This is a genomic window from Tepidibacter aestuarii, assembly GCF_934924865.1.
Lineage (GTDB): Bacteria > Bacillota > Clostridia > Peptostreptococcales > Peptostreptococcaceae > Tepidibacter_A > Tepidibacter_A aestuarii.
This window is the reverse complement of the sequence record NZ_OW235315.1, coordinates 477,186-499,226: the sequence shown is the minus strand read 5'-3', so window position 1 is coordinate 499,226 and position 22,041 is coordinate 477,186. Positions and strand designations below refer to the sequence as shown.

General features: G+C 28.1%; 24 protein-coding genes. 2 read left to right on the top strand and 22 right to left on the bottom strand.

The genetic code is table 11. The features are described from left to right. The gene (locus M2214_RS02420) at positions 1 to 1,275 is read right to left on the bottom strand and encodes a PocR ligand-binding domain-containing protein (RefSeq protein ID WP_248482461.1); all 1,275 of its coding nucleotides are present in this window, start codon (positions 1,273 to 1,275) and stop codon (positions 1 to 3) included. A 160-nt stretch (positions 1,276 to 1,435) separates the two neighbouring features. On the opposite strand from M2214_RS02420, the gene M2214_RS02415 reads away from it, so the two are divergent. Then, the gene (locus M2214_RS02415) at positions 1,436 to 1,804 is read left to right on the top strand and encodes an HsmA family protein (RefSeq protein WP_248482459.1); all 369 of its coding nucleotides are present in this window, start codon (positions 1,436 to 1,438) and stop codon (positions 1,802 to 1,804) included. 73 nt (positions 1,805 to 1,877) lie between these two features. On the opposite strand, the gene M2214_RS02410 is transcribed toward M2214_RS02415, so the two are convergent. From M2214_RS02410 to M2214_RS02320, 19 genes are all read right to left on the bottom strand, one after another. Continuing rightward, a complete protein-coding gene (locus M2214_RS02410) occupies positions 1,878 to 2,438 on the bottom strand; it encodes a class I SAM-dependent methyltransferase (RefSeq protein WP_248482457.1) in 561 nt (186 codons plus the stop codon). Between the two features lie 42 nt (positions 2,439 to 2,480). Beyond that, positions 2,481 to 3,011, bottom strand: a complete 531-nt coding sequence (locus tag M2214_RS02405) for a (Fe-S)-binding protein (protein ID WP_248482455.1) — start codon at positions 3,009 to 3,011, stop codon at positions 2,481 to 2,483. Between the two features lie 12 nt (positions 3,012 to 3,023). Continuing rightward, complete coding sequence (locus tag M2214_RS02400; RefSeq protein ID WP_248482453.1) at positions 3,024 to 4,172, bottom strand: aminotransferase class V-fold PLP-dependent enzyme; 1,149 nt, start codon at positions 4,170 to 4,172, stop codon at positions 3,024 to 3,026. Between the two features lie 214 nt (positions 4,173 to 4,386). Continuing rightward, the gene (locus M2214_RS02395) at positions 4,387 to 5,100 is read right to left on the bottom strand and encodes a metallophosphoesterase family protein (protein ID WP_248482451.1); all 714 of its coding nucleotides are present in this window, start codon (positions 5,098 to 5,100) and stop codon (positions 4,387 to 4,389) included. Between the two features lie 15 nt (positions 5,101 to 5,115). Continuing rightward, on the bottom strand, positions 5,116 to 5,427 hold the full coding sequence (locus tag M2214_RS02390; protein WP_248482449.1) for an ArsR/SmtB family transcription factor: 312 nt from the start codon (positions 5,425 to 5,427) through the stop codon (positions 5,116 to 5,118). Positions 5,428 to 5,582: 155 nt separating this feature from the next. Next, positions 5,583 to 7,325, bottom strand: a complete 1,743-nt coding sequence (arsA, locus tag M2214_RS02385; RefSeq protein WP_248482447.1) for an arsenical pump-driving ATPase — start codon at positions 7,323 to 7,325, stop codon at positions 5,583 to 5,585. 19 nt (positions 7,326 to 7,344) lie between these two features. Next, positions 7,345 to 7,707, bottom strand: coding sequence for an arsenite efflux transporter metallochaperone ArsD (gene arsD / locus M2214_RS02380; RefSeq protein ID WP_248482416.1), 363 nt, complete (start codon positions 7,705 to 7,707; stop codon positions 7,345 to 7,347). A gap of 29 nt (positions 7,708 to 7,736) precedes the next feature. Further along, entirely contained in the window at positions 7,737 to 8,786 is a 1,050-nt protein-coding gene (gene arsB, locus M2214_RS02375; RefSeq protein WP_248482414.1) for an ACR3 family arsenite efflux transporter, read from the bottom strand. Between the two features lie 226 nt (positions 8,787 to 9,012). Next, a complete protein-coding gene (locus tag M2214_RS02370; RefSeq protein ID WP_248482412.1) occupies positions 9,013 to 9,195 on the bottom strand; it encodes an SHOCT domain-containing protein in 183 nt (60 codons plus the stop codon). 55 nt (positions 9,196 to 9,250) lie between these two features. Next, positions 9,251 to 11,695 carry a heavy metal translocating P-type ATPase gene (locus M2214_RS02365; RefSeq protein WP_305879805.1) on the bottom strand — a complete coding sequence of 815 codons (2,445 nt, stop codon included), beginning with the start codon at positions 11,693 to 11,695 and terminating at the stop codon, positions 9,251 to 9,253. A 43-nt stretch (positions 11,696 to 11,738) separates the two neighbouring features. Further along, a complete protein-coding gene (locus M2214_RS02360) occupies positions 11,739 to 12,017 on the bottom strand; it encodes a metal-sensing transcriptional repressor (RefSeq protein ID WP_330651535.1) in 279 nt (92 codons plus the stop codon). 79 nt (positions 12,018 to 12,096) lie between these two features. Then, positions 12,097 to 13,848 carry an urease accessory protein UreH domain-containing protein gene (locus M2214_RS02355; protein ID WP_248482410.1) on the bottom strand — a complete coding sequence of 584 codons (1,752 nt, stop codon included), beginning with the start codon at positions 13,846 to 13,848 and terminating at the stop codon, positions 12,097 to 12,099. A gap of 271 nt (positions 13,849 to 14,119) precedes the next feature. After that, positions 14,120 to 15,466, bottom strand: coding sequence for a sigma-54-dependent transcriptional regulator (locus M2214_RS02350; RefSeq protein WP_305879804.1), 1,347 nt, complete (start codon positions 15,464 to 15,466; stop codon positions 14,120 to 14,122). Then, on the bottom strand, positions 15,441 to 16,898 hold the full coding sequence (locus M2214_RS02345) for a two-component system sensor histidine kinase NtrB (protein WP_248482407.1): 1,458 nt from the start codon (positions 16,896 to 16,898) through the stop codon (positions 15,441 to 15,443). Before M2214_RS02345 ends, M2214_RS02350 begins: the two co-directional genes overlap by 26 nt. 115 nt (positions 16,899 to 17,013) lie before the next feature. After that, on the bottom strand, positions 17,014 to 17,298 hold the full coding sequence (locus M2214_RS02340; RefSeq protein WP_248482405.1) for a hypothetical protein: 285 nt from the start codon (positions 17,296 to 17,298) through the stop codon (positions 17,014 to 17,016). Positions 17,299 to 17,579: 281 nt separating this feature from the next. Then, positions 17,580 to 17,927, bottom strand: coding sequence for a four-helix bundle copper-binding protein (locus M2214_RS02335; RefSeq protein ID WP_248482403.1), 348 nt, complete (start codon positions 17,925 to 17,927; stop codon positions 17,580 to 17,582). 171 nt (positions 17,928 to 18,098) lie between these two features. Next, positions 18,099 to 18,806, bottom strand: a complete 708-nt coding sequence (locus M2214_RS02330; protein WP_248482401.1) for a DUF421 domain-containing protein — start codon at positions 18,804 to 18,806, stop codon at positions 18,099 to 18,101. An 11-nt stretch (positions 18,807 to 18,817) separates the two neighbouring features. After that, positions 18,818 to 19,516, bottom strand: coding sequence for a YetF domain-containing protein (locus tag M2214_RS02325; protein ID WP_248482399.1), 699 nt, complete (start codon positions 19,514 to 19,516; stop codon positions 18,818 to 18,820). Positions 19,517 to 19,592: 76 nt separating this feature from the next. Next, positions 19,593 to 20,045 carry a spore coat protein gene (locus M2214_RS02320; protein ID WP_248482391.1) on the bottom strand — a complete coding sequence of 151 codons (453 nt, stop codon included), beginning with the start codon at positions 20,043 to 20,045 and terminating at the stop codon, positions 19,593 to 19,595. A 170-nt stretch (positions 20,046 to 20,215) separates the two neighbouring features. On the opposite strand from M2214_RS02320, the gene M2214_RS02315 reads away from it, so the two are divergent. Continuing rightward, the gene (locus tag M2214_RS02315; RefSeq protein WP_099191844.1) at positions 20,216 to 20,419 is read left to right on the top strand and encodes a DUF1657 domain-containing protein; all 204 of its coding nucleotides are present in this window, start codon (positions 20,216 to 20,218) and stop codon (positions 20,417 to 20,419) included. A 238-nt stretch (positions 20,420 to 20,657) separates the two neighbouring features. Here M2214_RS02315 and M2214_RS02310 read toward each other — a convergent pair whose 3' ends face one another. Next, positions 20,658 to 21,011: a NusG domain II-containing protein gene (locus M2214_RS02310; protein WP_248482389.1), complete on the bottom strand. Its 354-nt coding sequence runs from the start codon at positions 21,009 to 21,011 to the stop codon at positions 20,658 to 20,660. A 402-nt stretch (positions 21,012 to 21,413) separates the two neighbouring features. Continuing rightward, positions 21,414 to 21,824, bottom strand: a complete 411-nt coding sequence (locus M2214_RS02305) for a hypothetical protein (RefSeq protein ID WP_248482387.1) — start codon at positions 21,822 to 21,824, stop codon at positions 21,414 to 21,416. Positions 21,825 to 22,041 lie beyond the last annotated feature (217 nt).

The window sequence follows — 22,041 nt, the reverse complement described above, 5'->3', positions numbered from 1 at the left end:
TTAGAATAATTTATTTCTATATACAACTGGGTTAACATCGATATGTTTTTTAAATACCTTTGTAAAATAACTTTGACTTTTAAATCCTACACTAATTGAAATATCTTTTATACTTAATTCTCTTTTTTTCATTAATTCAACTGCTTTCTCTACTCTCACTCTTGTAATGTAGTCATTTACTGTGCAATCTAGTTCTTTGCGAAATAACCTGCTTAAGTGAGATTTACTTATAAAAAGATATTGTGCTACATCCTCTATTTTTATGGTCTTAGAATAGTTCTCCATAATGAAATTTCGTGCTTTTTTTAATAAACTAATATGCTTTTTATCTCCTAAAATAAATATTTTATCTAAAAAATCTCTCGTTATATCATATATTTCATAAAAAAAGCATTCTATATTATCAACTTTACAAATTTCTTTATTAAAATCTTCCATCATAGTCATTGCAATTTCTGCATCTAACCCTCCATCTACTGCAGCCCTTGAAATCAAAGATGCTAATTCTAGAATACGTAATTTTATTATATTTTTATCCCCTCCTGTTTTAACATAAAGGTCCCCCAAAAGATTTAGTAAAGTATTTTTTATCTTTACTTTATCTCCCAATCGAATATAGCTTAATAATTTTCTCTCTTTTTTTAAATAACTATTGTAATCATCATTTTTATGAAAATCAGATTTTTTTCTATCCTCTAATTCCTGCCTAATTTTTTGCATCAATAACCGTGAAGAATCTTTATTTTCTAAAATACAAATATTTCTTTTAACTAAATAATTAACTACTATAAATAATGTATCTGCTACTGCCTGAGTTTTATTCGGAGATACTATTTCAAGATTCATAGCTTTTTCTTTTAATGTTTCAAATTCTTCAATATATGGATTAAATTCTTTTAGTTCTTCAAAGAAAAATTCATCGGGCTCCCACATTAAGACTTGACCACACATTATACTTCCTACACTAACACCTTTAATTATAATAGGTACAGCCCAAATTACTATTCCAGCATGACATCTAAAAAAATATGGTTCTTCCCATTTCCCTGCTTCAATACTTGCTACTTTATACGATTCTTTGCATTTTTCATTACATCTATCATGGCTTCGAATAAACTTACAAAACTCACTTCGCTCTACATTATTTGCTTTAAAATAGCTTTCTCCTTCGTTATTTACAGCATCAATATATAAACCTGTAGCCTTAGAAAAACTGGACAAAACATCTAATAAATAGTTTTTATCTATATTTGCATCTTCTACATTTTCGTTCATGAATATCACCTTTCTAAATTTCAACCTGTTTCTATAAATTATATTTATATAGTTTGAAAATATTTCAAAAATAAAATAAACTGTTTAATATATCAGTTCTAGGGAAAAATATAACTTATATATTTGAATTTTAATAATTTATCTAGGAGGTATTAATGACATGTTAATGTATGCAATCATTTGTATGAATTTGGCTCTTTTATTTTATACAATAGGGGTTTGGAGTGAAAAAAAACAAGGCGAACTAAAAAGATGGCATCTAATAGTATTTTATACAGGACTTGTGTTTGATACGCTTGGAACGATAGTTATGGGTAAGATAGCTAGTGGAGGTTTTAAATTGAATTTTCATGGCATAACAGGTTTATTGGCAATACTATTAATGCTTTTACACGCACTTTGGGCAACAATTGTTTTAATAAAAAATAATGAAGAAATGAAAATCAAATTTCATAAATTTAGTATTGTAGTATGGTCTATTTGGTTGATTCCATTTATATCAGGTGCAATTTTTGCTATGACAAAATAAAAAACATACCAAGATTCCTTAAACAACTCGAAGGATTTTTGGTATGCTTTTATAATAATTAGTTTATTTAAATCTATACAATTCCTACAATTCCATAAAAACAATCTTCAAATTCAAGTTCTTTCTTTACCTCTAATTTCAAATAACCAAATAAATTTTCTATCTCTTCTTTAGAAAGTCTGTGATCAACAGGAGGGCCCATCTCAGTTACTTTTTTATCCCATTCAATTATAGCTATTTTAGAACCTTTTTTTGATATTCTAATTATTTCTTTCAATAATCTTTTTTTATCTTCAATCTCATGTAAAACATTCACTAAAATACTAAAGCTTACAGATTCATTCTCTATCTTTAAATCGTATTCATCAGTTTTCACTATTTGTACATTATCTATATTTAACTCGCTAGATTTTTCTTTGACATCCTCTAACATCTCATTAGAAATATCCATTGCATAAACCGTATCACTAATCTCAGACGCTGGTATTGTAAAATATCCTATTCCACATCCAATATCAGCAACAATATCATTTTTAGTTAATCCTAGTTTCTCAAGAGTTTCTTTAGGTGGCATTATATTTCTTCTCCACTCATTATCAAGTTTTTTTCTATTCTTTGCCTGAAACTTATGCATATATACTCCTCCTAAAACTAAATTTAATTAATTATACCATTTTTATTCATACCCCATAATCTGCAACATATTCTCTACCTTATCTAAGTTTTCCCTATTAGCTTCTTCATAAATATGTCCACATTTTTTTATTTTTTGTATACCCGATAGAAGTTTTGATGCAAATGCAAGACATGTTGATTCTCCACATTTTTTACAGTTTAATTTTGGTAAATATTTGTATACCTGTAAAATATCTGGTTTTTCTCTCATTTCATATAAAGGCTCTATTTCGTCTTTTCTTTCATAGGTCTTATTCACTAAATCTTTTACTAAATCCATTATTTCATAAGCTTCTGATTCATTAATCGCTTTAGATACAGCTAAATTAGTTCCATAAATCGTAATAATTCTAAATTCTTTTCTTATTGTTAAACTCTGAACCTTCTTATTATATATAGCATCTTTCACAACAGCATTTATATACGGTAATATTTCTGAAATATCGGTTGAAAATTTAGCCTTAAATCTTATTCTTGCAGCATCAGCTGTACAAGGTTGTATAAAATTCATTTTAACTTCTTCTAAGTACAAAAAATCTCCTCCCTAATTTTGATTGTTTATTTTTTTAAGTGCATCTACAAATAAATCAATATCTTCTTTTTCATTAAAATACCCTATTCCAATTCTCGCTGTTCCTATTTTTTTTGTTCCTATTACATTATGAGCACTTGGAGCACAGTGAAGACCTGCTCTTATCATTATCCCATGATTTTGATCAAGTTCATAAGCTACCTCTTCTGCAGATTTATCTTTTAAATTAAATGTAATTACACTTACTATTTTTTCAATATTCTTTGGTCCATAAATAGATATATCTTCCACTTCTTCTAATCTTTTAAATGCATATGATAATACTTCTTTTTCTTTATTTAAAATAGTATCTATCCCTTCGGCTTGTATAAATTTTATAGCTTCTAAAAGGCCCACTATTCCACCAACATTAGGTGTTCCAGTTTCTAATCTATTTGGAAAATAATTTGGCTGATATTCATAAGATGAATCTCCACCTGTTCCTCCAGATTTTAAAGGATTTATATCCTTGTCCCAATTTACAATAAGCCCTCCAGTCCCCATAGGCCCAAGTAAACTTTTATGCCCTGTAAAAGCTAATAAATCAATATTATCTTTTTTTACATCTATAGGGTATACTCCTGCTGTTTGAGCTGCATCCACTAAAAAAGGAATTTTATATTTTCTAGCAATAGCTCCTATTTCTCTTATTGGCTGTATTGTTCCAAGTACATTAGAAGCATGTGTAAAAATAATAAGTGCTGTATTTTCTTTTATGTATTTTTCAATATCGCTTGGATTTGTATATCCTTCTTTTGTACATGGTACTGTAGAAATACTTATTCCAATATCTCTTTCTAAAGTTTTAAGAGATCTCCATACTGCATTATGTTCAAGAGAACTTGTAATTACATGGTCTCCCTTTTTCAAGATTCCTTTTATAGCTAGATTTAATGATTCTGTTACATTTAATGTGAAAATAACTTTTTTAATATCATCTTGTTTAAACAAAGATGCAATATGTTTTCTTGTTTCGTAAACTAACCTGTCTGATTCCATAGCACTTTCATAAGCCCCTCTTCCAGATGTTGCTCCAATATTAACCATAAAATTATATACTGCATCTGCTACCTGTATTGGCTTTGGAAAAGAAGTTGCTGCGTTATCTAAATATATTCCCATATATTATCCCCCTTTGCCATTTATTCTATAAAATTCATATACTATTTATTTTTTTATTACATTTCTTTCCTACTTTTATTATACCTATTTAATTCTATTGTTACTATGATTTTCCAATTGAAGGATACTAAATATGGTAGAGAAAACTAAATCTCTACCATTTTCATTTAATATAATATTAAGTTGATTTTCACCTTATCTTTTGCAAATAATCTTATGCTCTACCCGTTCTTATAATTTCTGCAAATTCATTAGGTAATACACTTTCTTCTATAGCCTTTGCTGTTTTTTCAAAATCATAAGCAACTTCCACTATATCTATCTTTACATCATCTTCTTTAATATCTATTATTACATAGTTTGCGTCTGGGCTTCCTGTTTTAGATTTACCTACGCTTCCACTGTTTACAAGCATTTTATCTTCATACATTTTGTAATACGGTTTATGAGTATGTCCGCATACTAAAATATCTCCTGTGAATTCTTCCATAACTTCTTTAGCTTCTCTAGAATCCTCTTTTAAGTATTCATTTAACATTCTTGGGCTTCCATGAACAAATGTAATAGTCTTTCCTTCAAATGTCAAAGTCATCTCTTTTGGAAGATTTGCTAAAAATGCTTTATTTTCTTCACTTGTATTTTCAATACTCCACATAAGAGATTTTGTTGCATTTTCAGCATCCTTAGGATCTGGATAATCACATCCACATATAAATCTTATGTTTCCTACTGCATCATCATAGTTTCCCATCACAGTTAGTATGTTTTCATTTCTGATTAAATTTATAACTTCATTTGGAAATGTAGCATACCCTACCAAATCCCCAACACAAACTGCTAAATCTAAGTTTTTTTCTTTTATATCATTTACTACTGCCTCTAATGCATAAATATTACTATGAACGTCTGCTATTATTGCTATTTTCATATTAATTCCCTCCATTTAGTCATTACAATCTTTTTTTATTCCTTTACAAATACAATCTTCTTTAGGTGATGAAAGTATGTTTATATAATCTATTGATTTTTTTATAACTTCTAAATTTAAAGAATATCTCATCCACTTTCCTTCTTTTTTTACATTTACTAAATTTGCCTTTTGTAAAATCTTCATATGATGAGAAATAGTCGGTTGAGTTAAGTTTAATCCTTCTATAATATCGCAGGCACATAATTCTCCACATGAAAGCATATCTAAAATAAGGAGTCTATTTTTATCAGATAAAGCTTTAAATATTTCAACCATTTTGTCCATATTTTGTTTAACCTCCATATATGTATTTAAATCTATATATGAAGTATATCCATATAAAATTTAGTATGTCAACATAATTTTCCTATATATATAATAGTTCAATAAAAAAATCCACTATTAGAAAAATATTATTTTACTTATAGTGGATGTTTTGTTTACATTAGTAAATCTAATAACTTTTCACCTTTAATCTCTTCGTTATTCCATTTAATAACTGCAAGACTACCTTTTGAAATTTCATTAACTTTATTTATCCAAACTATTTCATTACTTGCTTTTGCTTTAAGAATTTTATTAGTTGTATCTGTAGCGAATAAACTTGAATTAATTATCCACCACTTGCTATTTATTCCTGCACGATTTAAATCATCTTGCAACCTCATAGCTTCATATACTGGCGTTGCTTCAGCTAAAGTTACTATTATAACTTCTGTTTCTTCTTCATTTCTCAATCTTGGTAAAAGTTTTTTTACTGATTTAGGAATATTGCCCTGTGAACGCTCAATTTCTTTATGATAGCTTTGAGTTGAATCTAAAAGTAGAAGCGTATGTCCAGTTGGTGCTGTATCTATTACGACAACTTCATTTTCGCATCTTTCAACTATCTGTGCAAAAGCTCTGAATACAGCTATCTCTTGAGTACAAGGAGACCTTAAATCTTCTTCTATATAAGCAAGATCTTCTTCTCCTATAGTTTCTCTTGCTTTGCTCAATACTTCCTTTTTATACTTTTCAAGTTCTTTTTTCTCATCAATATGGCTTAATGTAATTCCATAGCTTTCATCAAGTATAAATTTTAAATGAGCTGCTGGGTCAGTAGTTGTTAGATGAACTTTTTTACCTTTTTTAGCAAGGCCAAGTGCAATGGTAGCAGCTATAGTTGTTTTACCAACGCCACCTTTTCCCATTGTAAAAATAACCTTTTTATTAGAACTATATAGATTTTCAACAATATCCTTTAACTTAGGTATAACCTCTATGTTTAGAGTCTCATTACTATACTTAACATTATCTTCTTTTAAAAATGCTCTTATATTTTCTATACCAGTAACATTATATGGCCTAAGTGGAATTTCAAATATTTGTAATTCACTTAAATGTCTTGATATATTTTGTAACGCCTCTTGCTGTTTCTTAAAAATATTTGTAGATAAGTCATCATCAGAATCTTTAAGTAATCCATTTATTATAAGGATTTGATTGTTTATTTCTAAATCTAAAAGCTCCTTTGATGCTCTTTCCGCTTCCTTTAAAGGAGATTCTTCTGGACGAGAAACTAATATCAGAGTTGTTAAGTTTTTATTTGCTAAGATATCTACTGCATTTTTATAAACCTCTCTTTTACTCTCAAGTCCTGCTAATTGACCTAAGCATGATGCACCATGCTTATTGTCACTAATAAAATTACTCCAAGCCGATGGAAGTTGCAGCATTCTAAGAGTATGACCTGTTGGTGCAGTATCAAATATAATATGGTTAAATTCTTCTTTTGCTTTTTTATCCGTTATGAAATTTGAAAATTCATTGAATGCTGCTATTTCAACTGTGCATGAACCAGAAAGTTGTTCTTCCATATTTTTTATTACTACATCAGGTAGCTTTCCTCTATAAGGGCCTACAACACTTTCTTTATATTCTTTTGCAGCCTCCTCTGGATCAAAATTAGCTACTACTAGATTTGGAACTTCTTTTATCTGAACACCTTTATTATTTAAATCAGTATTGAATACATCCTGTAAGTTTGAAGCTGGATCTGTACTTATAAGCATAACCTTTTTACCTTGATCCGCTAAAGTTATGGCAGTAGCACAAGCTGTTGATGTTTTCCCAACCCCACCTTTTCCTGTAAAAAATAAGTATTTAGTTAAATCTATTTTATTAGGATTAAAGCTAGTCATCTATATCGCTCCTTTATAATTAGCAACATCCATCTTTACAATTGCATCCATTAGGTTTCGAAGCTTTAGATACATCATTTGCTAAATCTAATAATTTATAAAATTCCTCAGTTTTAAGATATTCCTTAGTCTTAACTACCTTATCATCTATAATTGTCACGGGTAAAATACCTACGCCTTCACTATTTAATAATTCATTTATCATTTTATTATCTACAAATGCCTGTGGTTCACTTGATAAATTATATCTTTCAACCATTACTCCATTATTTTTCAAATTATTAATAATCGTTGATACTCTCAGTAATTCTGGATCTACTGAAGGTCCACAAACTCCTGTTGAACAACACATTGCTGGGTCAAATATAATCATTTTTTTCATAAAAACTACTCCTTTTTATTAATTATTTTTTACTTAAACCAATGTTTAGTTTTATTTGCTATTTTAACAAGAGCAAGCATTAAAGGAACCTCAACTAATACTCCAACGACAGTTGCAAGAGCTGCTCCAGATTGTAAACCAAATAAAGATATTGCAACAGCTACTGCTAATTCAAAAAAGTTACTTGCTCCAATCATTGCTCCAGGTGCCGCTATATTATGAGGTAGTTTCCACTCTTTTGCCCAAAAATATGCAATAAAAAATATAAAAACTGTTTGAATTATAAGCGGTACAGCTATTAATGCAATATGCATTGGATTGTTAAGTATTACCTCTCCTTGGAAAGAAAATATTATAATTAAAGTAAGCAACAACCCTATTATTGTTATATTGTCAAATTTTTTAAGAAATATATTTTCAAAATACTCTATTCCTTTGTTTTTTATAATATATTTTCTAGATAAATACCCTCCAACCAAAGGAATAACTACAAATAAAGCAACTGATAAAAATAATGTATCATACGGTACTACTACATCACTTACTCCAAGTAAAAATGCAACTATAGGTGTAAATGCAAATAGTAAAATTAAATCGTTTATAGCAACTTGAACTACTGTATAAGCAGGATCCCCCTCTGTTAAATGGCTCCAAACAAATACCATAGCTGTACAAGGTGCTGCTCCTAAAAGTAATGCTCCCGCTAGATAATCAGATGCTAGATTTGCTGGAATTAAGTTCTTAAAAACTATTTTCAAGAAAAATCCTGCGATTAAATACATAGTAAATGGTTTTATTAGCCAGTTTGTAACGCAAGTTACTGTAAGTCCTTTTGGTTTTTTCGTAGCATTTACAATGCTTGAAAAATCAATTTTAAGCATCATAGGATAAATCATAATCCATATAAGTATAGCTACTGGAATTGATACTTTTGCATATTCAAATTTGCTTAATGCCCTAGGAAAAGCAGGAAAAATTTGACCTATAGATACTCCTACTATTATGCATATAGTCACCCATATTGTAAGATACCTACCAAAAAAGTCTAACCCTACATTTTTTTTGTTTTTTTCTTTCATTATAGAAATACCTCCTTCTTGTGTTTCATTTATAAAATTTATTTTGTGTTCTAATTTATATCCTTTTTATATAGATACATTTAAATATATCTATATACAGTATATGCGTATGTTCTTTAATGTGTCAATATTATTTTTAAAATATACAGTTTTTTATTAACAAATAGCCCAGTACTTTTTATACTGGACTATTTGTTATAGGTAAAGCAATTATACAATTTTCAATCTATGAATTTAATATTTTAAGTTTATGCTTATATTCTTCTTCTGTAATTTCACCTTTTGCATATTTTTCTTTTAGAATTTCTATAGCTTTATCGCTTTCATTATATCTTTTATTGTATGATAAACTATTGTTATTTAGTAAGTATATAATTAATACTACAATAAATAATAAAAATACCATCATATAATTCACCTATCTTTTAGCTATATTTTTAGATATAACTATCTAAATTTTCATATTATGCTTTAAATTTTCTCAGTCTTAAAGCATTAGTTACTACAGATACAGAACTTAAAGCCATGGCCCCTGCTGCAAACATCGGATTAAGCTTCGGTCCACCTAGTGCATAAAACACTCCTGCTGCAAGAGGTATTCCTGCAGTGTTATATGCAAATGCCCAGAATAAATTTTGCTTAATATTTCTTATAGTACTTTTGCTTAATTTTATAGCTGTAACAACATCTACTAAATCACTTTTCATAAGAACTATATCTGCTGATTCCATTGCTACATCTGTACCAGAACCAATAGCAATACCTATATCTGCTTGAGCTAAAGCTGGAGCATCATTTATACCATCTCCAACCATGGCTACAACTTTATTTTTTCCTTGAAGCTTTTTAACTTCATTTGATTTATCTTCAGGAAGTACTTCTGCTAAAACTACATCTATTCCAACTTGCTTTGCAATAGCACTAGCAGTTTTCTTATTATCACCTGTAATCATAGCAACTTCTATTCCCATATCATGAAGCATATCTATAGCTTTTTTACTACTTTCTTTTACTACATCTGCAACAGCGATAATCCCTTCTAGTTTATCGTCAACAGCCATATACATCGGTGTTTTTCCTTCACCTGCAAGCTTATCAGATTCTTCTTTCAAGCTTATGTCTATATTCTTGTCTCTCATTAATTTTTCATTACCTAAATATATTTGTTTGCTTTTTATTTCAACTTCTATTCCATGACCAGGTATAGCATAGAACTTATCCAAATTTAATAAAGAAATATTTTTTTCTTCTGCTCCTCTTACAATAGCTTCCCCTAATGGATGTTCTGATCCTTTTTCAGCAGAGGCTGCAATTTGAAGTAGTTCTTCTTGTGCGTAATTATCTAAAGTGATTATATCTGTAACTTCTGGCTTTCCTTCTGTTATAGTTCCCGTTTTATCAAATACAATTGTTTCTATTTTGTGAGCTGATTCAAGTGCTACTCCACTTTTAATTAAAACTCCATTTTCTGCTCCTTTTCCTGTTCCAACCATTATAGCTGTTGGAGTTGCAAGTCCTAACGCACATGGGCAAGCTACAACTAGAACAGATATGAATATAGTTAAAGAGAATATTAAAGACTCACCCGAAATATACCAAGCAACTCCTGATATTAAAGCAATTCCCATAACTATAGGAACAAAATAACCTGCTATTACGTCTGCAAGCTTTGCAATAGGTGCTTTACTTCCTTGTGCCTCTTCTACTAACTTAATAATTTGAGAAAGAGCTGTATCTTTTCCTACTTTAGTTGCCTTAAATTTAATTACACCATTTTTATTAATACTCGCTCCTACTACCTTATCTCCTGATTTTTTCTCAACTGGAATACTTTCTCCTGTAAGCATAGATTCATCAACAGAAGTATGACCTTCTATAACAACTCCATCAACAGGAATCTTTTCTCCAGGTTTTACTAGTACTATATCTCCTTCTTCAACTTCTTCAATAGCAATAGTTATTTCCTCCCCATCTTGAATAACTATTGCAGTTTTAGGCTGCATACCTACAAGCTTTTTTATAGCCTCTGAAGTCTTTCCTTTTGAAACTGATTCTAAGTATTTTCCAAGAAGTATTAGAGTTATAATAACTCCTGCTGTTTCAAAGTACAAATCCTTTGCATACTCTACATTTCCATTAATAATTTGATATATAGCATATAAACCATATACGATAGCTGAACTTGTTCCTACAGCTATTAGCGAATCCATATTTGGGCTTCCTCTAAATAGCGACCTAAACCCTACAGTATAAAACTTATACCCTGCTATTACTACAGGTATAGTTAAAAGTATTTGAACTAATGCAAAATTTAGTGGGTTATGCATAGGATCAATAATATTAGGTAGCGGTAACCCAATCATATGGCCCATCGCAATATAAAAAAGAGGTGTTGTAAATATAGCAGATAAGATAAACTTTTTAAACAATGTTTTTATTTCTTTTTCTTTTTTTTCTTTATCTTGATCTTGTATTTCCTCAGCTTCTATATCTAAAGGTGTATATCCAGCTTTTTCGATTGCATTTTTTATTTCTGAAATTCTTACCTTATCTGCATCATAAATCACTTTTGCTTTATTAGTAGCGATGTTTACATCTACAGATTTTATTCCGTCTAATTTGTTGATAGCCCTATCAACAGCACTTACGCAAGATGCTCAAGTCATTCCTTGTACTGGAATAACAATTTCTCTTATATTTTCATTAGTAATTGCTTTAAATCCAGCCTTACTTACAGCCTCTACGATTTCTTGTTCAGAAATAACATCTTCTTTATATTTTATTTCCATTTTATTTGTTGCTAAGTTAACGCTAGCTTCTTGTACTCCTTCCAATTTATGCATTGCTTTTTCTAGAGCATTTACACAAGAAGCACAATGTAGACCCTCTATATTAAAACTTTTATTCATAGCTAATCTCACTCCTTTTAATTAAATTTCATTATGCCCAAAACTACTTTCCTATAATTCGCTCTATTATTTTAGATACTTCTTCTATTTTTTCATATTCGTCATCTTTAAAAGAGTTTTTTATACAACTATTTAAATGATTTTTTAATATAGTCAAATTTGCCTTTTTTAATAAAGATTGAGCTGATATTATCTGATTTGATATATCTATACAATATCTTTCATCCTCTATCATTTTTAGAATTCCATCGATTTGACCTCTAGCCGTCTTTAAATTATGTACAGCAACTTCTTGGTTCTTATCCAAAAGCAACACCTCCATACCCCACCCCCCTATGAGGGGTGGTTGTAATTCCATTTAAACATATGCAGATATTCTTGTCAATACCATTAAATAAAAATTAATTTCCACAGCAGCCTCCACCATTTTGAATATTTTGATTTGCTGTTTCCTCTAATGATTTTAAATCTACATTATTTATATCATCTACTACAACTATTTTACCGCCTAGCATACCCATCCAGCATGTAAATTCAATTTCACCAGTTTCATTTGGTGTGAATTTCAATCCACTTTTTCCTTCTTTAACCTCTATTTTTGAATCAGTTCCTTTAATTATAATTGAGTTATTGCAATAGGTAACTTCCTCTCCATTTATAACCCAAGTAACAGGTATGTCCTTTTGTACAACTAAAATATTAGGACTATACCCACTAGAATTTACATTCATCTCAATAACTTGATTATTGTCCTTTATATCTGCAATTACAGCTTTATTTTCTGATTGAACGCTGCAAAGACCTGAACCACTAAATCCTTCATTATAGTTTTCTTTTGAATCAAATTCATTATTATTAACATCACTTAAATCATTAACTGCATACAATTTTGTTGTAATCATTCCCATCCAACAGCTTATAGTTATAGGGCCTTCTGTATCAGGTATAAATTCAATACTATTATCTTTGGTTAAATCTTTTTCTATTCCATATTTTGAAATTACAATTGGATTGTTACATCCATTTAAGCTTTCTATATCTAAATTTATTTTTACCGGTTCTCCTACTTTAACTACTTTAGAGTCTGGTATATATTGACTACTCTTAACCGTTAAATTAACTACTTGTTTTCCATTCTCTATTTTTGCTAGTTGCATATCTTTTTTTGAGTTTTCAAATCCTGGCATATCTAATGCTAATCCTGATAACGCTAGCCCTCTATTTGCCATTATTATACCCAATACTATAACTAATATAGAACTAATTTTTAATATTCTTTTATTAGATCTAGAATCTATGATTGAAGTTATCGCTCCAAAACCAAGCATAAGAGGAACTGTACCTGAACTAAATAAAAACATTGATAAAGCTCCTTTTACAAAACTTCCTGTTCCTAACGCATATAATTGCATCGTTTGAAGAGGTCCACATGGCATAAATCCATTAGCAATACCTATAAAAAAAGGTGTGAGAGTATTATTTTTATTTATATTATTAGTTATAAACTTTGGCATTACTACTTTAAATTTAAAAAACCTAGGAATATAAATTATATTTAGCATTTTTAAACCTAATAAAATCATAAATATTCCTGCAAAAACAGCAACGATACCCTTAAATTGACCTGAAGGTGTTATTATTTGTCCTAACCCACCAACTATACCTCCAATTAAAGTATATGAAATTACTCTTCCTATATTATAAAGTATAGAACTTCTTACTTTATTATTTGAATTACTATTTACACTTTGAGATAGAGCAATTCCTCCACACATGGCAATGCAGTGAATAGAAGTTAAAAGTCCAACTATAAAAATCAATCCATATCCCATTTCTTCATTTACTTCTGGAATGTAGTTGAATCCTACTGTATTTTTTACAATATAAAATATACTAAAAATTAATATTAACAACCCAAAAGTAGATTTTTTTGAATCATTCGGTTTTTCAATAACTTCATATCCTTCATTTTTAATAGTTTTCTTTAAGGTTTTCTCATTTACTTTGTTTTCATCATAAGTTATCTCAACATTAGAATTTTTAAATACTACATTAACTTTGATAACTCCATCAACTTCTAACAAAACATTTTCTATAATATTTTCACAGCTATTACAAACCATTCCATCCACATATAACTTAATTACTTTCATAACATCTCTCCTTCATTTTTTAATATCCTTTCTGTTTGTTATGTATTTAATATTATGTTATTAGCAATTAATGTCTGAAATATATTTACAGCAATTTCTGTGCCAATCTTTAATTTTTTATTTAAATAGTTCCAAATATTTGTAATGCTTAATTTTTAGATAATATTCTAATTAAATTTTTATAAATACGATTTTATATGTGTGATATGCTACACAGGATGTGTTTTCTAACACAATTAAAAATGAGAATCCTAATATTAGGATTCTCATTTTAGGTTATATTGTATTTTTCCATTCTATATATAAGAGTATGTCTTGTCACACCTAAAAGTTTAGCTGCTTTTGTTTGATTATAATCGCATATTTTTAAAGCTTGTAGTATAAAGCTTTTTTCTATTTCTTCTAAATTTATTCCGCTCGGAGGTAATTTAAACTGAAACTCTCTACTGCTTTCATATAGTATTTCTCTAGGTAAATCATTTTTATCAATCAATTTACCTTCGCTCAATATAACCAATCTCTCAATTATATTTTCAAGTTCTCTTATGTTTCCTTTGAAGCTATAATTAGTTAAAGTATTTATTGCCTCTGTACTAATCGTCATACTATCTCTTCCCATTTCTCTACTGTATTTTTCTAAAAAATACTCGACTAATAATTTAATGTCTTCCTTTCTTTCTCTTAGTGCAGGTAGTCGTATAGGTATAACATTTAATCTATAATACAAGTCCTCTCTAAATGTACCTTCTTCAACCATTTTTTTTAAGTCCTTATTTGTTGCGGCAATAATTCTAACATCTACATCAATCGTCTCAGTTCCACCTACTCTTTCTATCTGTTTTTCCTGCAATACTCTTAAGAGTTTTACTTGAACAGATAGACTTAATTCTCCTATTTCATCTAAGAAAATAGTTCCTTTATTTGCTCTTTCAAATCTTCCTAACTTTTTACTTACAGCTCCAGTAAAGGATCCTTTATCATGTCCAAATAACTCACTTTCAAGTAAGGTTTCAGGAAGAGCTCCGCAATTTACTGTTATATAGGGTTTATCACTTCTATCACTGCTATAATGAACAGCACTTGCTATTAATTCTTTTCCCGTTCCACTTTCTCCTGTTATTAATACCGTTGCATTAGTTTTTGAAACACGTTCTACTATTTCCATTACTCTTTTCATATGAGGACTATCACCTATTATTGGTTTTCCTGTAATATTTCTTATTTCTTCTTTAAAAAAATCTATTTGTTCCTTCATATCTCCAATTTCAAGCGCTTTTTTTATTTGAATTTTTAACTCATCTATATCAAATGGCTTTGAAATATAATCTAGAGCTCCAATTTTCATAGCCTCAATAGCAGATTCCATTGTGCCATGGGCTGTTATCATAATAACAGGTATTTTTGAGCTTATATTTTTTATTTCTTTTAAAACGTTCATACCATCCATTTTGGGCATTTTAAAATCTAAAAGTACAAGATCAGGTTCATGTACCTTAAACTTTTCTAGTGCTTCTAATCCATCTGGCGCTGTAATAATTTTATATTCTTTACCTTTTAATGCCCTTTTTATAGCCCAAAGCATATTTTGCTCATCATCTGCAATTAATATCTTTTTCAATTTTTTTATCTCCTTTCTCATTCTTAGATGGAATATAAATATCAAGTTTTGTTCCTTTACCAATTTCACTTTCTATATTTATATATCCCTTATGTTCTTCTATAATTCTATGAGTAATAGATAATCCAAGCCCTGTTCCTATATCTTTTGTAGTGTAGAAAGGTTCAAATATTTTTTCTAATTTATCCTTAGGTATACCAGTTCCCTCGTCTTCAAAAGATATGTTAACCCAATCTTTTTGTATACATAAGCTTATATTTAGATTTCCTCCACTTTGCATAGCATGTACAGAATTAAATATTATATTTACAAAAGCTTGTTTTAATTTTTCTCCATCTATTAATATATTTTTGTCTTCTTTGCAAATGTAGTTTATTTTCACATTTTGCTGCTTTGCATACTTATTAGTAATTAGTACTATATCTTTTAATAGTTTATCAATGCTTTGAACTTTTATCTGACATACACTTGGTTTTGCAAAATCTAGTAAACCTTTAATTACAGAATTGGCTCTATCAATCTCATGAATAATAATACCAATACCTTCTTTTATTTCTTCCTCTTCTATATTATCATCTTTAATATCTTCATTAATTGTTTGAGATATAGTTTTTATTATGCCTAATGGATTTCTAATTTCATGTGCTACTCCTGATGCTAACTCTCCTACGGCAGAAAGTTTATCTGCTCTTCTTACTTGATTTTCAAGTTTTTTAATTTCTGATATATCTTCTATTACAAGTACTAGCCCCTCTATTTTTTCTGTAGTATTTTTAAGAGGATATACAAGCAATTTCACATCTAAAATATTTCCATTTTTACCCTTACATTTAGTTTCAATATTTAACATTTTTTTATTTTCTTCAAGTACATCTGTTAGATCTTTCTCAACTTTTTTACAATCAACAAATAACTTATCTAATTTTTTTCCTAAATAATGTTCATCTAAATTAAATAATTCTTTGCCTTCCTTATTTATAGACTTTACTTTTAACTCTCTATCTACCGAAATAAGTCCATTCGTTATACTATTTAATATGTTTTGTGTATAATTTTCAAGATCTGTTATTTTTTTTATTTGGATTCGTAGCATTAATTTCTTTTTGAAATCTGATTCTGCTAAAAACCCTGTTATGCTACCTATAACAACAAACATTACTATTTCCAAAACCTGATTTAAACTGGCCATATTAATCTCTCTAAAATAAATTAGCATATGAGGAGCATAAAATAAGAAAACAATTAATGAAGCAAATATACCCCCTCTTAACCTAAATTTATAAGCAGATACAATTATTGGGATATAATATAGTCTTCTATAAAAATCATGGATATCCCATTTTGTAGCTGTAGTAAAATAATGAAGTAATGTTATAATGACTATATTTAGGCCAATAAAAATTAAATCTTTTTTGTTATTTTCATTTACCATATTATGTCTCCTTGTAATTTGTTATTATGTTTCTATTTTATCACTTAAATTATTGATATAACTATTTTTTTTAATGTCAAAAACTCTGGTAAATAGTTTTGTTACCAGAGCATATCTATTTGTCTAATTTATTTTCACAATAAGGACATACATTCCATGTTTCATGAACATTTGATTTACAAAAAGAGCATTTTTTTTCTTCTTTCTTAAAATACATTATAAAGACTAGCGCTATAATCGCTATTACAGCCAAATAATATAATCCCATATACTTTAATCCATGCATACCACTACCACACATACCGTTACTATATAAAAAATAATTTTGATTATAATACAATGATATAAATAATAAAATAATACATACAGTTATTGCCATTACAAATGTTTTTTTCTTCATAGCCATCCCTTCCTAGTCTAGAATATATAATATATGTAAAGCAATTATTGTGCCATTTTTATAATTATCAGCTAAAAATAAAATCTTAAAACCTTATAATTATTGTAACTTCTAATATTATTTATTTTTACTTTATTATGTTTTCGTTAGTATTAAAATTATTTGAAATTAAATATTGTAATATATCGTGATTTAGGTGTGTTAAATGCTACATCTTAAAAATTTCATAATTTCGTTATATTAAAAAGAACAGGATTTTAATCCTGTTCTTTTTAATATATTTATCCAGCCATTTTCTTACACTCATCTGCACATGTACGACAGATTTGTGCGCACTTTTTACAATGTTCTTGTGTAAACATTTCACATTCTTTAGCACAAGCTTCACATATTGCTGCACATTCTTTGCAAATATTCATTGCATGTTGACTTCCTCTTGACATATATTTTATTGATAACACACAAATATCAATACAATCTTGAAGAATTTGTATACAATTAATTCTATTTGCCACATCTGCTTCTTTTAAACATAAAGTAAGACATTCTTCACATGCTTGCAAACATTTCATACATTCATCTATGCATTTTTGCATATTTTCATTTCCTACAGTACCAACTAAACCCATAATTTTGTACCTCCATATTATCCATATTTATTGCTTACCTAAAACTTATTATTTCCTTCTAGATACAATTTATTAAGAAATTATTAAAATTCTTATATAAATAATTTTTAATAAAAATATATATTATATAAAAAACAAATTAATTTTATTTGTTTTCCTTTATTTTTTTTATTAATATTTTTTAGCAACATATATTTTCTTAAAACTATCTATAGTACAAAGATAAATATTTTTTATATCATCTATATTATACATAGCAAGATTATTCATAAGCCACGTTCTATCTACTCCTGATTTAACTAAATTTTCTTCAAATAATTTGCCATCATTTATAATAACTAAAGGTAAATCTGAAGGCTTAGCAAATAAATTAACATCTACAGGAGTAACTGGCCTATGTGATTCTTTTTTTATAATACTAAAATGACCATTTGGCTCTAAAATTGCATACTTAACTTCTGAAATATCAAAAATATTTTTAATTCTTAATTCACTCAAAAGCAAATCAATATTTATAAAGTGCTTTTTCATATTTTTTCTTATTATTTTTCCATTATCAACCATAATTATAGGTTTTCCATTGAAAAGTGAAGCTATTTTTCTATTTTTTAAAGATATATAATTAAATATAGAGTGCCATAAAAATAAAGTTAATAATGGGACAATTATATATGTAAATGAAATTTCTCCATCTAGTAATGGTGCAACTGTAAGAGCACCCAATATCCATGCAAGTACAAAATCATATGCAGTTAGTTGATTTATAGTTCGTTTTGGTATATATCTTCCTACTAAAAAAACTATACCACCTACTATAAAAGCTCTTATAACAAATCCAAATAGTGTTATTTCTTTTATAACCCCAAAAATCTGTGGCATTAAATTCCCTCCTACATATTTATATATAACTTTTTATTTGGAGTTAAAATTCCTAAATAAACATTTTCTATGTTGTTTATATTATTCAATTTAAGCTCGTTAATAATCCAATCATAATTTAGATTGTTATTGCTAAGAATTTTTCTATCTATTTTTCCCTTATAAATCAAAATTTGAGATAAAATATCTTGCGACGGTTCTATTCCCATATCTTTTTTTATTACAGGAAGAGTATTGTTATTTAATGCTAAACTGAAATCACCCGTTGATTCAAATATTAAATATTCTACTTTTTCAATATTAGAAGCATCTTTTTGTCTTAATATAGAAAATAGATTATCAATTGTTAACTTTGCTTTTGAAAGATTATTCTTTACTATTTTTCCATTTTTTATTAATATAATTGGTTTTTGAGAAACAATAGATGGAGCTTTAAAATATAAATATGATATAAATAAATTAATCAAAGTATATACAACAATTATAGACATTGCATCTACTAACCTTGCTTTTGGATTTACCATACGAGCAGCTGCAATATGACTAATTCCTGCTGCCATTAAAAAATTATATGAAGTTACTATTCCCGGCTGACGGAACCCCATCACTTTAGCCGATCCAAACAACATAAAATATAAAATAGATGTTCTAATAAATAACTCTAATATACCAAATTTTTCTCCTTCAAAGAAAATAGTATGTATATCCATAAAATCACCTTTTGTATAAAATTTATTTAAAAATAAGCTTAATAAAAATATTAAGCTTATCTTCAAACATTAAAATTTATTTAACACTATACATTCCATGACTATTCATATAATTGAAAAGTTCTTCTCCATGTCTTTGTTCATCTTGTTGAATATGTTGAAAAGCTTGTCTAACTGCTGGATTAGCAGATTCAAAAACAGCTGTATCATAAGTACTTGAAACATATTTTTCTGTAGATAGTAAATCTCCACAAAGATTTTTATCATTTTCATTATTCATAGTATCTTGAGAAGCAGTTTGATTTTGTTGCTGTTGAGGATGTGCCATATTTGGCTGCTGACCTTGAAGTAACTGATTAATCATGTCAAGATGATGCTGCTCCTCTGTAGCAATTTTATTGAAAAGCTGTTTTAATTGCTGTCCCTGAGCTTGTTGAGCATATTTTTGATATTTTTGAACACAAAGTCCCTCTTGAACTTTTCCATCTTCTAAGTACATTCTTTCTTTTTGACTAAGTTGTATTTGCATAATTACACCTCCTTATTATATTTTTATCAAAAATAAACATATTATTCATATAAAGCCAAATTTAATAGTAGGAAAACTGTTGATCATGGGATAAATTTCATCTCATTTTGAATAATTAAATAATTATATTTGCATATAATAATCATAAATATTATATAGGAGGAATTTATATGGCTACAGTTAATAAACTAGAACAAGCTTTAGCAAGTGCTCAAGGATTATCATCACAGCTTAAAACATTTTCTATGGATACAAATGACCAGCAAGCTAAACAACTTTTTAACCAGTTAGCACAAACTACTCAAAATACAGCTCAATCACTTCAAAGCAGACTTGATTTTGTAAAATCTGAAGAACCCCAATATAGAGAATAGTTATAAAGAAAAACAGCCCAGCATATACGATGGACTGTTTTTCTTTATACTAGGTCTACTTCTATTTTTTATGTCATTTGAAAATTCTTAGTTTAGAATAATTTCTATTACTACTAATATTCATTTTTTCTTCCTCATCTCCATTTGTAATTCCAATATATAAATTTAAGCAATTATTATACTAACTTCATTTTGAATATAATACAAAAAAATAAGAATGCCTATTTATAAAGCATTCTTATGTACTCTCAATCTTTACTAAAATTTTATTTGGTAAACAAACAATACTTTGGTATTTCTTATCTATCCATCCAATTTCAGAACAAATTTTTCGCGGACATATTCTTTTATCCATCTCAAGCATTCTTGCCCTTCCATTTTTCACTTCAACATATCCATCCTCATTATTAAACTTAAATTTATATATTCCTTCTGTTTTATTATCAACTAAAATCCTTTGTACTGTTTTATTTTCGACTTTTATTACTGCATACTTTCTATCCATACCCACACTTACTTTGTTAACAAATATCATTCCTCCAATACTAATAATTACTACTAATAAAATAATAATTATATCTCCTCTTTTCATTCTGTATAACTCCTTTTTATTATATCAAATATATTATATTTGTAAGTTTTCCAACATTAATTGATCTATATCCTACATAACATATAAAAATTCATCTTATTTTGACTATATATTTTTTATCTCATAAAATAAAAGATAGAAATTATCATTACGCCCATAGCTAATAATGTAAATTTAAAAAAATTTATGATCTTATTATAATTACTTTCTTTTTGATACTCCATTACAATACCTCCCTGTTTTTAAATCTATTGTGTTAAATCCACTAAAGATTGTAGTATATAAATCAGTACTACTTAATTATCCATAAAAATATTAAACCCAGCATATTAAAAATATACTGGGCCTATAAATAATATGAACTCTACTAGTGTAATATCATAATTTATTTAATTTTTCAAATTAAAAACCTCCCATCATATTATTATTGTATCCATGGCATGATTCTGATCCACCCATAGCGTTATGCATTTCTATCATATCTTCTCTGCTAACAGATTCCATCATGTTTGCCATAGACTCATATCCACCGTTTCTCATGATTTCAATCATTTTTTGATAATCATCGTTTGTCATGTTATTCATAAATTCATCCATCGCTTCATAATCTTTCTTTTCTAAAGCTTTTGCTGCATCTTTAAAATCATTTTTCTTCATAATTTTGATCATTTCTTTTTCATCTAATTTTTCTTCGATTCTTGATTTGTTTTCTTCTTTAACAATATTAGTTTTTGAATTAGCATATGAAAAACCTGTTATACCTCCAACCATTAGAATTCCTGATAATACAAATACGATCCCTCTTTTTTTCATAATTCTCCACTCCTTTTTATTATTTTTTATACATTTTTATATTAAGCAATATATATGCCATTTTTGTATTTTCTATAAAAAATTCGTCTAATTGCTACGCGCTGACTCATATCGCCAACAATCCTTAACGGGCTCCGTTGCTTAAAATAGTTGCAAGTGTAGTCCTTCCATCAATGTCATCCATAGAACGAAAATTTTATAATCCCTTAGTATAAAA